This window comes from Bifidobacterium saguini DSM 23967 (assembly GCF_000741715.1).
GTDB lineage: Bacteria > Actinomycetota > Actinomycetes > Actinomycetales > Bifidobacteriaceae > Bifidobacterium > Bifidobacterium saguini.
This window is the reverse complement of sequence record NZ_JGZN01000008.1, coordinates 34,091-46,619: the sequence shown is the minus strand read 5'-3', so window position 1 is coordinate 46,619 and position 12,529 is coordinate 34,091. Positions and strand designations below refer to the sequence as shown.

The 12,529-nt window shown below is 53.2% G+C and carries 11 protein-coding genes and 1 pseudogene; all 12 read left to right on the top strand.

Annotated features, from left to right (window positions below; translation table 11 throughout):
* Window positions 1–91 precede the first annotated feature (91 nt).
* Entirely contained in the window at window positions 92–1,063 is a 972-nt protein-coding gene (locus BISA_RS06255; protein ID WP_033890871.1) for a shikimate dehydrogenase family protein, read from the top strand.
* Window positions 1,063–2,019, top strand: coding sequence for an RNase adapter RapZ (gene rapZ / locus BISA_RS06250; protein ID WP_051917376.1), 957 nt, complete (start codon window positions 1,063–1,065; stop codon window positions 2,017–2,019). The genes BISA_RS06255 and rapZ overlap by 1 nt, the downstream gene beginning before the upstream one ends.
* A gap of 155 nt (window positions 2,020–2,174) precedes the next feature.
* Window positions 2,175–3,125: a DNA-binding protein WhiA gene (gene whiA / locus BISA_RS06245; RefSeq protein ID WP_033890870.1), complete on the top strand. Its 951-nt coding sequence runs from the start codon at window positions 2,175–2,177 to the stop codon at window positions 3,123–3,125.
* Window positions 3,126–3,265: 140 nt separating this feature from the next.
* Window positions 3,266–4,470, top strand: a pseudogene (locus BISA_RS11965) (phosphoglycerate kinase).
* Between the two features lie 75 nt (window positions 4,471–4,545).
* Entirely contained in the window at window positions 4,546–5,349 is an 804-nt protein-coding gene (tpiA, locus tag BISA_RS06235) for a triose-phosphate isomerase (RefSeq protein ID WP_033890869.1), read from the top strand.
* A 63-nt stretch (window positions 5,350–5,412) separates the two neighbouring features.
* Window positions 5,413–5,661: a preprotein translocase subunit SecG gene (gene secG, locus BISA_RS06230; protein ID WP_033890868.1), complete on the top strand. Its 249-nt coding sequence runs from the start codon at window positions 5,413–5,415 to the stop codon at window positions 5,659–5,661.
* Window positions 5,662–5,796: 135 nt separating this feature from the next.
* Complete coding sequence (locus BISA_RS06225; RefSeq protein WP_033890867.1) at window positions 5,797–6,747, top strand: L-lactate dehydrogenase; 951 nt, start codon at window positions 5,797–5,799, stop codon at window positions 6,745–6,747.
* A gap of 8 nt (window positions 6,748–6,755) precedes the next feature.
* On the top strand, window positions 6,756–7,655 hold the full coding sequence (locus tag BISA_RS06220; RefSeq protein WP_033891176.1) for an HAD family hydrolase: 900 nt from the start codon (window positions 6,756–6,758) through the stop codon (window positions 7,653–7,655).
* Between the two features lie 5 nt (window positions 7,656–7,660).
* Window positions 7,661–8,725 (top strand): ADP-ribosylglycohydrolase family protein, encoded by a 1,065-nt coding sequence (locus BISA_RS06215; RefSeq protein ID WP_033890865.1) that lies wholly within the window; start codon window positions 7,661–7,663, stop codon window positions 8,723–8,725.
* Window positions 8,722–9,657: a PfkB family carbohydrate kinase gene (locus BISA_RS06210; RefSeq protein WP_033890864.1), complete on the top strand. Its 936-nt coding sequence runs from the start codon at window positions 8,722–8,724 to the stop codon at window positions 9,655–9,657. Before BISA_RS06215 ends, BISA_RS06210 begins: the two co-directional genes overlap by 4 nt.
* A gap of 148 nt (window positions 9,658–9,805) precedes the next feature.
* Entirely contained in the window at window positions 9,806–11,350 is a 1,545-nt protein-coding gene (locus tag BISA_RS06205) for an aminotransferase class I/II-fold pyridoxal phosphate-dependent enzyme (protein WP_152597203.1), read from the top strand.
* 407 nt (window positions 11,351–11,757) lie between these two features.
* Window positions 11,758–12,501 carry a nucleotidyltransferase family protein gene (locus BISA_RS06200; RefSeq protein ID WP_051917375.1) on the top strand — a complete coding sequence of 248 codons (744 nt, stop codon included), beginning with the start codon at window positions 11,758–11,760 and terminating at the stop codon, window positions 12,499–12,501.
* The last annotated feature ends 28 nt before the right edge of the window (window positions 12,502–12,529 follow it).

Sequence of the window (12,529 nt, the reverse complement as noted above, 5' to 3'; positions counted from 1 at the left end):
GCCGCAACCCCTACAAAGGGGGATTTTCGTTTGATGTAACCACATCTGCCTATAACTTCAGCTAGCATGGAGTGCAGTCGAAGGAGGGGATATGATCAACCATCGTTGTGCAGTGCTTGGCAAACCCATCGCGCATTCGCTTTCGCCGGTGCTTCATAATGCGGCGTACAAGGCATTACGCTTAAGCGATTGGTTTTACGACAAGCATGAAATCGGCGAAGGTGATCTCGATGCCTTCCTCAAATCCTTGGATTCATCCTGGGCTGGCCTCAGCCTGACCATGCCACTGAAGAAAACCATCCAGCCGTATGGTACGCCGACAAATCTTTGGGCAAGAGAGCTCAAGGTAGCCAATACCGCAGTGTTCGACTGGTCACATGTTGCCGATGACCCGGCATGGCCGCATGGCAAGCCAAGCATCAAGCTATACAACACAGATGTTATCGGCATTCAATTGGCATTCGATCATGCCCATCGTGAGCTCGGCTTGTATCATCAGCCTGATCGAACTGGTAACGCGCTGATTATCGGCAATGGCAATACGGCTACCTCGGCATTGGCAGCATTAAGCATGATGCCGGAAATTGGCCATGTGACCATTGCGGCGCGTCATCCTGGGAAAAACACAGCACTACAACCTTTGGCTGAGCGATATATCGCCACAGCTGCACCGTACAGTGAAATCAATCTTGCGGATAAAGAAGCTCTGCTCGCAGTCGCTCAAGAGTCTACATATGTGATTAATACGATTCCCGGTCACGCTGCGGATGGTATTGCCTCTGAGCTCAATGAGGTTCAGACAATAGCGTTACATGGCCTTCTGCTGGATGTTGTATATGATCCTCGCCCCACGCAACTCATGACTGCATGGCGTTTGCGTGGAGGCAACGCTATTGGCGGCGAGGAAATGTTGCTCTATCAGGCGCTGGTACAAGTATTGCTGATGACCGGCATCTGGGATAATGATCCGCCAAGCGATGCAGACAAGCGACTTCAAGACACCACCACTGAAGACGATCAACTGGAAATCGCCATGCGTAACGCACTCGAGGAGGCATTGTGATGGAACAACACATACCAAATCACGCTTCTGATCAGACTGTGGCCGTAAACGCTGCAAGCGCAGACAATCAGCCTAATCCAGCTGATGCGTTTGAAGTGCTGCTCATCACCGGCATGTCAGGTGCGGGCCGTTCCCGCGCAGCCGGAACCGTAGAGGATATGGGCTGGTATGTGGTGGATAATCTTCCACCGAAACTGCTGGTACCTCTGGTTGATATGATGACTTCCGGTTCGGATAGCAGTATCCATAGGCTTGCAGCGGTTATCGATGTACGTTCCCGCAGCTATTTTGACGATTTGGCAGCTGTATTGAGCCATTTGGACGATCTTGGCGTCAAAACCCGAATTCTGTTCCTTGATGCCAGCAACGATGTGTTGATTAAGCGTTACGAGTCGGTACGCCGTCCGCATCCGTTGCAGCATGGCAACCGGCTGATTGATGGAATTCTTGAAGAACGTCATTTGCTGAGCAACCTGAAGGAACGTGCGGATTGGGTCATCGATACCAGTTCGCTCAGCATTCATCAGCTATCCACCAAGCTGTATGAAACAATGCTGGGTTCAGGGCCGACTACCGTTGCCGTGCATATTTTCAGCTTCGGATTCAAATATGGCACACCAATTGATGCTGATTTCGTAGCTGATGTAAGGTTCCTGCCCAATCCATTCTGGGTGCCCAGCCTGCGCGAGCTTACCGGGCATGATAAGCCGGTGGCTGATTATGTGCTTTCCAGCAAGGGAGCCACGGAGTTCCTTGACTCGTATGAGAAGGCGATTGAGACTGCGCTCGAAGGGTACGCTCACGAGGATAAGCATTTTGTGACCATTGCCATCGGCTGCACCGGTGGTCAGCACCGGTCGGTGGCCATGAGCGAGGAACTTGCTCGCAGATTGCGTGCACATGGGCTTAAAGTCACCGTTTCTGCAAGAGAACAGCATAAACATCACTCATCATGAGTGACCACACTGCGAGAAGCCAGAGCCCAAAAACCCTATCGAACGGGTTCGCTTGTCCACGAGATTAGGTATCACAGTAAGCCGATGGCTTCCGGCGTGCAACGGCACGAAGCGGCTGAAGCATTGGGAAGAACGAGACTGTAGGAGGTTGGATCTTGGCTCTTCTGGACGATGTCAAAAGCGAATTGGCAGCTTTTGAGGGTGATTCGCCAGCCGCGATCAAGGCCCAAGCGGCGGCCATGATTCGCTTTGGTGGCGGACTTCGCCCCGTGCAGAACTCATATGTGATTCAATCCGTATACACCTCGCTTGATGCAGCGGAATGGCTGCGCGATACGCTGAGGAACGTATTCGGGCATGAAGCAGAGGTCAAGCATCTGACCCGTCAGACGCCGAATGGACCAGTGGAAACCTATGTGGTGCTGGTCACTCGCAATGTCGTGGCGCTGGCGTTGCAGACCGGTTTGGTGGATCGCCGTAAGCAGCAGGTTCATGGTCTTCCCGCTGAAGTGGTCAATGGTTCCATCGCTCAGATCAAGGCCGCTTGGCGAGGCGCTTTTATGGCTCGCGGCTTCCTGTCCGAGCCGGGTAAAGCGAGTTTCCTGGAGATTGCGTGCCCTTCTGAAGAAGCGGCTATGGCTCTGTGCGGCGTTGCTCGTCGTCTGGGTATCCAGGCCAAGCATCGTACATTGCGCAGTTCTGAACGTGTGACGTTGAAGGATCCGGATGCCATTGAGCGCATGCTGAAGCTGATGGGGGCTTCCCGCTCAGCTCGTGAATGGACTGGCAAGCGTTCTGACGGTGAAACCCGAGGCAAGGCGAATCGCCTGGCGAACTTCGATGACGCGAATATGCGTCGCAGCGCCAAGGCGGCGGCTGAGGCCAGCGAAAAAGTGCAGCACGCATTCGAAGTGCTGGGAGATAACATTCCGGAGAATCTGCGTCAGGCTGGCCAGCTCCGTATCGACCATGTCGATAAGAGCTTGGAAGAGCTCGGCAAGATTGCCGAACCGCAGATTACCAAGGATGCCATCGCTGGCCGTATTCGTCGTCTGCTGCAGCTTGCAGAGAAGACCGAAAAGCAGCGTGCTGCCGAAGGAAAATAAAGCACATCACTGCTCTATAACGAATTTGCAACACCGCATTCGCCTTGTGAGGCAATGCGGTGTTTTGTTCTTCAATACCTGTAATATGCAAATTGGCAAAACTGGCCACTTTGGCGTCGAACGTCAAGGAAAGGATATTCATGAAGACACTCAAGGATCTTGGAGATCTCAAGGGCAAGCGCGTTTTGATGCGTGCTGATTTCAACGTCCCGCTGGACGGCACCACGATCACCGATGACGGTCGTATCAAGGCCGCCCTGCCGACCATCAAGGCTCTGCGCGAAGAAGGCGCAAAGGTCATCCTGATGGCTCACCTCGGCCGCCCGAAGGCAAGGTCGTTCCTGAGCTGAGCCTGGCTCCGGTCGCTGTTCGTCTCGGCGAGCTGCTCGGCATCACCGTGCCGCTGGCCAAGGACACCTACGGTGAGGACGCTCAGGCCAAGGTTGCCGCCATGACCGACGGTGACGTTGTGCTGCTCGAGAACGTTCGCTTCAACCCGGAGGAGACCAGCAAGGATCCGGCCGTGCGTGCTCCGTACGCCAAGAAGATCGCTGCTCTCGGCGAGGTCTTCGTTTCCGATGGTTTCGGTGTTGTGCACCGCGCTCAGGGCTCCGACTATGATGTGGCCGCTGATTTGCCGGCTGCCGCAGGTCTGCTGGTCGAGAAGGAAGTCAAGGCTCTGTCCAAGGCTACCGAGAACCCGGAGCGTCCGTTCACTGTGGTGCTCGGTGGTTCCAAGGTCTCCGACAAGCTCGGCGTGATCGAGAACCTGCTCGACAAGGCCAACCGTCTGGTCATCGGCGGTGGTATGGTGTTCACCTTCCTCAAGGCCAAGGGCTACGAGGTCGGCACCTCCCTGCTGGAAGAGGATCAGCTGGACAAGGTCAAGGGCTACATCGAGACCGCTGAAAAGAACGGCGTTGAGCTCGTTCTGCCGACTGATATCGTTGTGAACCCGGGCTTCCCGGCTGGCGATACCCCGGTTGCTCCGGAGACCGTCGCCGCTGATGCCATCCCGGCCGACAAGATGGGTCTGGACATCGGCCCGGAGTCCCAGAAGCTCTTCCACGACAAGATCGTCGACTCCAAGACCGTCGTGTGGAACGGCCCGATGGGCGTGTTCGAGATTCCGGAGTTCGCAGCCGGCACCAAGGCTGTGGCTCAGGGCCTCGTTGACGCTACCGCAGCTGGCGCATTCACCATCGTTGGTGGTGGTGATTCCGCTTCTGCAGTGCGTAACCTCGGCTTCCCGGAGGACGGCTTCTCCCACATCTCCACCGGTGGTGGCGCTTCCCTCGAGTTCCTTGAGGGCAAGGAGCTGCCGGGCCTGAAGGTTCTGGAGTAGTAGCCATTTATGGCTTAGATAGGCTCCCTTCAATCGAGGGGAGCCTATTATGTTTACGGGGAGGAAAGGATAAGTATGGCATCAAAGCGCACTCCGTTGGTAGCCGGCAACTGGAAGATGAACTTCAATCATCTTGAGGCCACATATTTTGTACAAAAACTGGTATGGCTGCTACGAGATGCTCACTTTGATTTCAAACGTTGTGAAGTCGCTTTATTCCCCTCATTCACATCATTGCGCAGCGTGCAAGTGCTGGTGGAAGCGGATAAGATGCACATCAATTATGGCGCTCAATCCGTGTCCGTCACCACGCAGGGCGCATTCACCGGCGATGTTTCCGCAGATATGATTGCAAGCCTCGGCTGCGCATATGTGATTGTCGGCCATTCGGAACGTCGCAAATATCATCCAGAGGATGATGCGAATATCGTCGATCAGGTCAGAGCAGTGCTTGCCGCGGGCATGCAGCCGATTCTATGCGTAGGCGAAAGCTTTGAGGAGCGTCGCCAGGGCATTGAACTGGACTTCGCAGTCGGCCAGGTTCATGACGTCACACGAGACCTCAATACCGAGGAAGCAGCCAAACTTATCGTGGCATATGAGCCGGTTTGGGCTATCGGCACTGGCATGGTGGCAACTCCTCAGACCGCGCAGGAAGCCGCCCATGCCATCCGTGACGATCTTGCAGCCACCTTTGACCGTACAGTGGCTGATACCGTTCGTATTCTTTATGGTGGTTCGGTGACTTCAAAGAACGCTGCCGAATTGATTTCCCAGCCCGATGTGGATGGATTCCTGATTGGCGGAGCTTCACTGGATGCTGAAGAACTCGCTAAAATTGCACGTTTGGCATTAAAAACCACACTTTCTCGAGCATAATGCCACGGTTTTCCCGTATGTGCGCTATGCTGTTCATCAGTAATTTCAAACCGGAGGTACCCTGTGACCGCTCTTAAGATCACGCTCGAAGTCATTGTCGTCGTGCTCAGCTGCTTGCTGACCCTGCTCATCCTTATGCATAAGGGCAAGGGCGGTGGCCTTTCCGACATGTTCGGTGGCGGCTTGACTCAGAATGCTGGCACCTCTGGTGTGGCTGAGAAGAACCTGAACCGTTGGACCGTTATCATCGCCCTGATTTGGGTTGCCCTGATTATCGGCCTTGACATGATGACTAAGTTCAACCTCGGCTGAGCTCCGCATATGCTTCCTACGACCCATGACCGTATGTTCGGTCATGGGTCGTATTCGTTTCATTGAGCTCGATGAGCGCTAAGCAATAAACAGCAGCATGTCTGCCAATGTCGTTCACATATAGGGGAGATCACTATGGTTACAATGAACCGCAACAAAGTCGTTATCGTCGGCACGGGTCAGGTGGGATCGACCGCCGCATATGCCATCGTCACGCACGGTTTGTGCAATGAGCTGGTGTTGATCGATCATTTCACTGAAAAGGCCATCGCTGAAGCACATGATCTCGACGATGGCAGCGAATTCCAGGATCGCCATGTCAAGGTGCATGCCGGAGATTATTCCGAATGCAAGGACGCAGACATTGTGGTTATCACCGTGGGCCGTAAACCCCCGGCAAACTCCACCCGCATGGCGGAACTCGGTTTTACTGTGGGATTGGTTGGCGATGTTGTAGACCATGTGATGGCTTCCGGCTTCAATGGCGTCATTGTCATGGTTTCCAATCCTGTTGATGTGATGGCTTGGTATGCCTGGAAGCGTTCAGGGCTGCCACGTACTCAGGTGCTAGGAACTGGTACTGCGCTGGATACTTCTCGTCTGAAAACCATTATTGGTGAGGAGACCGGTCTGGATCCTCGTAACGTGGGCGGATTTGTTATGGGCGAACATGGCAATTCGCAGTTCACTGCATGGTCCACTGTATCGCTTGGAGGTAAGCCGTTCGGCCGATTCCTTGCAGACAATCAAGATCGATTCTCTTCCGTATCCACAGCCGAGATTGAAGAGAAGACCCGCACGCGCGGCAATGAGATTGTCGCGGCAAAGCATGGTACGAACTATGGCATTGCCTCCACCGTAGCCGGCATTGTGCAGACAATTTTGTGGGATGAACGCCGTATTGTACCGGTTTCCACATTGCTGGACGGCGAGTACGGTGAGCATGACGTGTTCCTCGGCGTTCCCACTGAGCTCAGGGCCAATGGCGCCAACGAAATCGTAGAACTGGAACTCAACGACGAAGAACGCGAAAAGCTGCATCATTCCGCCGAACTTGTACGCGAGCATTGCAAGGGGCTGCTGTGACCAACACGCTGACCGACAAGCCACAACTACTGGTTGCCGATCTTGATGGCACCTTGCTGCACGATGCGGAAGTATTCGAAAACCGAAACATCACCCAGCACAGCATCGATGTCATCAATCGTGCCCATGATGCCGGCTATAAGTTCGCCGTTGCTACCGCACGGCCGGTGAGCACTGGACTGCGATTCGCACAGATACTCCCAGTTGATGCAGTCATTTACCTCAATGGTGCACTTATCGACTTTGATCCCGCACATTCGAATTTCGAAACATTGACTAAGGATTCAACCGAAGGCAATCCAGATCTCATCAAAATCGGATTCTCCTCCAAGCGTGCCTGTGAGGTTTGCCAACAGCTTTTGAAGCATATACCTAGATTGAAGCTGGGCATTGTGATGAACGATGTACGTTACACGAATTTCGATGTTCGCCAGTATTGGAAAACCCAGTCCTTCCAATACACCAACTTCCAAGTCAGCACAGATGCCTCCGGCAATGAGCACAGCGTTCACATACTCGAGCCTGATGCCAATCATCCAATTCCGGTACCTCAGGGGACTGCGGATAAGATCACGATCTTCCCAGAAGGCAATCAATGGGATGAACTGGAATCACTGATTCCGGATGATTTCGACGTATCGATTTCCGAAGGCGTGATGTGGATGCTGATGAATCCCAACGCTAATAAACAGCATGCAATGAATATCGTATGCGAGCGTCTGGGTGTACCGTTGGAGCAGACCGTCGCCTTTGGCGATGATCTTATCGACATTGATATGATGCGTGCTGCGGGCAGGGGAGTGGCTGTATCCAATGCCAATCAAAAGGTCCTTGCAATCGCGGATGAAGTCTGCCCTGCAAACAATGACGATGGCGTGGCCCAATGGATTGAGTCACAGCTACAGTAGGAATCATGAACAACACTATGTTGGAGGAGCGCGCTTATGGCGCGTTGATTGGGTTGGCCATTGGCGATGCGCTCGGCATGCCTACGCAAAGCATGTCAGCAGATCAGATACGTGCTGAATATGGAGCAAAGCCTATACGAGACTTTGTGAATGCTTCGCCAAAACAGCCAATAGCACCTAATATGAAAGCCGGCTCAATTACCGACGATACTGAACAGGCGCTCGTCCTAGCGAATCAGCTGATTGCCGGAGCAGGTGAATTGGACATCCATCAGTATGCGCAATCATTGCTCAACTGGGAAGATGACATGAAGGCCAAAGATTCGCTTGATTTGCTCGGGCCTTCCACCAAGTCCGCATTGGAACAATTCAAGGCCGGCGTGGATGTGAATCTTACGGGCATTCATGGCACTACCAATGGCGGTGCCATGAGAGCCTGCCCTATCGGCATCGCCAACCGTCCGGACACTCATTTAGCGGATACCGCACGTCGTTCCTCCATCGTGACCCATAACACCATGCAAGGCATTGAATCCACCATGCTGATCGCGGCAACGGTGAGTTATGGTTTGGAAGGCGCTGAAGCCGGTGAAGCCATGATGATGGCACTGAATTATGTGACCGCTTACCTTGCCATGAATCGTTTTGAGGGCATGGAAGTGGGGCATTGGTCGCCTAAAGCATCGGTTATCGCACGTACGCGTTGGGCTATCGCTTGGGCTCATGAGCATGCGGATTCGCAATCCGGTGATATCTACGACCATGACATGTTCGGCGACCAGCTTCGTGCGCTTGTCGGTACCAGTGTGGAAGCGAATGAATCCGTGCCCGCGGCCTTCGCTATCGCCACGCGGTATGTGCAACGCCCGTTTGACGCATTATGTGTGGCCGCCAATGTTGGCGGCGACACCGATACCATTGGCGCTATGGTAGGCGCAATGCTCGGCGCGGTTCACGGTGCTGAAGGATTCCCCGCAGAAATGGTTCGTAAGGTTCAGGAAATCAACCACATCGATATGAGACAGACAGCAAAGCAATTGCTTGCCATCTCCAGGAGCGATGAACGATGAGCAGAGTCATTTCTTTAGGGCAAATGCTAGTTGACCTGACCATGCGCATCGACCGCGTGCCCGAGCCGGGTGGCGACGCCTTCGCCGATGAAGCCGTGGCTCGTGTAGGCTCCAGTTTCAATATTCTGCACGCGGTACGTCAAATGGGCGTGAATGCTGCGCACGGCGGCATTATCGGCACCGGTCCGTGGGCCACGCAGATTCGTGACGCACTGGCTTCCGACGGCATAGAACATATCGGTCTCACCGATTTCTCCCGCGATTCCGGTATCTGCATGGCTATGACCGACGCCAGGGCTGAACGAACATTCGTCACTGTGCGTGGTGCGGAAACCCAAGGCAATGAACATTGCTTCGAAGCAATCGAGCCCGCGAACGACGATATCGTACATATCAATGGCTACACGTTTGCTCATCCCACTGCCCGCGGCTTGTACGCGTTCCTCACGCGATATGAATCTCACGAATTCACTACGGTGTTTGATCCGTCTTCGGTAACGGCTGGCGCGGAAGATCGTTTACTGTCCGCAATCATTGCGCACAAGCCTATTTGGTCGTGCAATTATGAGGAAGCTCTTGCATTGGCTCGTCGATTGGGCATATCCGGTTCTTCCTTGGAAGATACCGGTAACACCTGTGCCTCGTTAAGCACGGCCGTTCAAGCACCGGTTATTCTCCGTGCTGGCGCATCAGGTGCTTGGCTGTGTGCTGAGCCTGGGGCACAAGCTGAACTGATTCCCTCCTACCATGTGCACGCCGTGGATACCAATGGTGCCGGTGACTGCCATGTAGGCGTGATGAGTGCAGAACTGATTCGTGGCGCCTCGTTGCATGATGCAGTTCGAACCGCCAATATCGCTGCGGCGATTTCCGTGACCCGTCGTGGTCCGGCTACCTGCCCCTCTCGTGAAGAATTGGCAACGATTGCCTAACACAGTTATTGCCGCAGTGGCTTACACAAATGTCACTGCGGCATCTCATTTTCCCATTGTTACAACACGCAAATTGAACTCGAATTGAACTAGGTGTAGTCTTTGAACCGTTGTTCAACATGAAATTGAACTTCTGTTTGGAGGGACTATGACCGTCACGGTATTCGCCCAGCGTTTGCGCAACGCTATGGATAGCAGGGGATTGAAACAGGTCGACTTGGTGCATGCGGCGGAACACCGTGGTGTCAAAATGGGCAAAAGCCATATCAGCCAATATGTTGCCGGCAAAACCATGCCGCGTGAAGATGTGCTGGACTTTCTTGCCAGCGAATTGGATGTGGATACGAACTGGCTTAGGGGAGAGACCAGTGAAACATCGGAACAACACAATGAGGGGATGGCTACTATGTCTGTTGAACAATCCGCGGCTAATGTGACTCGGGCCGAATCTGTTGATGAGATTCCAGCTGGTCGCCGCCGTGCATTCGGTAAGTCTCATAAGCTCGACAATGTGCTGTACGATGTGCGTGGCCCTGTGGTGGACGAAGCCGCACGCATGGAAGCGGATGGCACGCATATTCTGAAATTGAACATCGGCAATCCGGCACCGTTTGGTTTCCGCACGCCGGATGAAGTCGTTTACGATATGGCGCATCAGTTGACTGAGACTGAAGGTTATTCGCCATCCAAAGGCCTGTTCTCCGCGCGCAAGGCCATTATGCAGTACGCACAGCTGAAGAACCTGCCGAATGTGACCATCGATGATATTTACACCGGCAATGGCGTTAGCGAGCTCATTAACCTCTGCATGTCCGCTCTGCTGGATGACGGTGACGAGGTGTTGATTCCAAGCCCTGATTATCCGCTGTGGACGGCCTGCGTGAATCTGGCTGGCGGCACCGCAGTACATTACGTATGCGATGAGCAATCAGAATGGTATCCGGATATTGACGATATTCGTTCCAAGATCACCGATCGTACGGTGGCCATCGTGCTTATCAATCCGAACAATCCAACTGGCGCGCTTTATCCAAAGGAAGTGCTCCAGCAGATTGTGGATATCGCGCGCGAACACCAGCTCATCATCTTCTCCGATGAGATCTACGACCGTTTGGTCATGGACGGATTGCAGCACACGTCTATCGCCTCGCTTGCCCCGGATTTGTTCTGCGTCACGTTCTCCGGCCTATCGAAGTCTCATATGATTGCCGGCTACCGTGTAGGCTGGATGGTGCTTTCCGGCAATAAGCGTATCGCCAAGGATTACATTGAGGGCATCAACATGCTGGCGAATATGCGTATTTGCTCGAATGTGCCGGCGCAATCCATTGTACAGACGGCATTGGGCGGTCATCAAAGTGTGAACGACTACATTGTGCCGGGTGGCCGACTCTACGAGCAGCGTGAGTATATTTACAATGCAATCAACGCCATTCCTGGTTTGACGGCGGTTAAGCCCAAGGCCGCGTTCTACATCTTCCCGAAGATCGATGTGAAGAAGTTCAATATTCATGATGATGAGCAGTTCGCCCTTGACCTGCTTCATGATGAACGCATTCTGATCACTCGAGGCGGTGGCTTCAACTGGGGTGAACCTGATCACTTCCGTATCGTGTACCTGCCGCGTATCGAAGTGCTCAAAGACGCCACCAACAAAATCGCCAACTTCTTCAGTTACTACTGGCAGAACTAATGGAAAACCTTCGTTGAGCCTGTTTTGATACAGCGATAGACCTATTCTTTTGTATGGTATATGGAGCTGTTCAATCTGCAAGTTCAATAGGAGTTTTTCGACCATTCCGCAACATTCCGCAACAAATCTCTTTTTCGTTGCCGAGCGACATTCGGGGGCGTAGGCCTCGCGCTGAGACAGTACAGCGCGAGGCCTTTCTTAATATTTGATAGCGAGAAGGCTTCCGGCTGCATCCTCGCTCTATATAAACGTTGATTGACTCGGAATATGGGAAGACCGCCCTCCCCGTGGGGACTGTATTATCAAGTGTGTAACTGATAGTAACTATGTGCTTGATTTGGATAATCTCATCAAGTTTGCGGGTAGACCTGTGCAAGGAATATGAGAAATGATGGGAGAATAATCGTATGGACGAACTGATTCTGCCAGACAAGCCGTGGACTCAACGTCAGATTCGAGACTTGCGTAAAGAAATTATCGCAGGAGGCGACGCGATTGATGGTCTGAGCTATGTGACAGTGCGACTCTGGTATCAGCAGGCTCTGGCCAAGGTCGTGGCGCAAGTCGGCAGGCTTGACACGTCCGGGCTCGATATCGGGGATATGACTGTCGCGTTCAGGGTGAAGACGGTTGACACCTTGAAGGATAAGCTGATTCGTGAACCGACGTTGCAGATTCCCCGCGTAAGGGACGTGATGGGCGTGCGCATAACCGCTGACATGACGCTGGATGCACAAACCGCGCTTGCCTCTAGGATTGGCGACGTGCTTCCGGTATTCAAAATCTCGGATATGCGTGAAGCTCCGCACAGCGGGTATCGTGCCGTGCATGTCATAGTGAAGCTCCCGGATGGGGTTTTCTGTGAAGTGCAGGTGCGTACGTTGCTGCAGGATGCTTGGGCTAACTGTTATGAGCTTGCGGGGGATATTTATGGGCGCGCTATCCGATACGAAGGCAAACCGGACCATGATGACCACGGTGTGGTTGATTCGTTGAAGAATATATCGGCAAGTGTCGCGACGTTGGAGAAGGTATTGAATGATTCAAACGACAACAATGTCAAGCGAAAAGCCGTAACCGCATCCATGTCTTCGATAATCGAAGTACGTGATTCCCTTGAGGAGAAACGTGACATTCTTAAACGTTTCTAACTATTATGGGGATATCAATAGGAAAGGA

Coding starts and splice junctions, on each gene's coding strand:
- BISA_RS06255 (WP_033890871.1), top strand. CDS start 92: ATGATCAACCATCGTTGTGCAGTGCTTGGCAAACCCATCGCGCATTCG.
- rapZ (WP_051917376.1), top strand. CDS start 1,063: ATGGAACAACACATACCAAATCACGCTTCTGATCAGACTGTGGCCGTA.
- tpiA (WP_033890869.1), top strand. CDS start 4,546: ATGGCATCAAAGCGCACTCCGTTGGTAGCCGGCAACTGGAAGATGAAC.
- BISA_RS06225 (WP_033890867.1), top strand. CDS start 5,797: ATGGTTACAATGAACCGCAACAAAGTCGTTATCGTCGGCACGGGTCAG.
- BISA_RS06215 (WP_033890865.1), top strand. CDS start 7,661: ATGAACAACACTATGTTGGAGGAGCGCGCTTATGGCGCGTTGATTGGG.
- BISA_RS06210 (WP_033890864.1), top strand. CDS start 8,722: ATGAGCAGAGTCATTTCTTTAGGGCAAATGCTAGTTGACCTGACCATG.
- BISA_RS06205 (WP_152597203.1), top strand. CDS start 9,806: ATGACCGTCACGGTATTCGCCCAGCGTTTGCGCAACGCTATGGATAGC.
- BISA_RS06200 (WP_051917375.1), top strand. CDS start 11,758: ATGGACGAACTGATTCTGCCAGACAAGCCGTGGACTCAACGTCAGATT.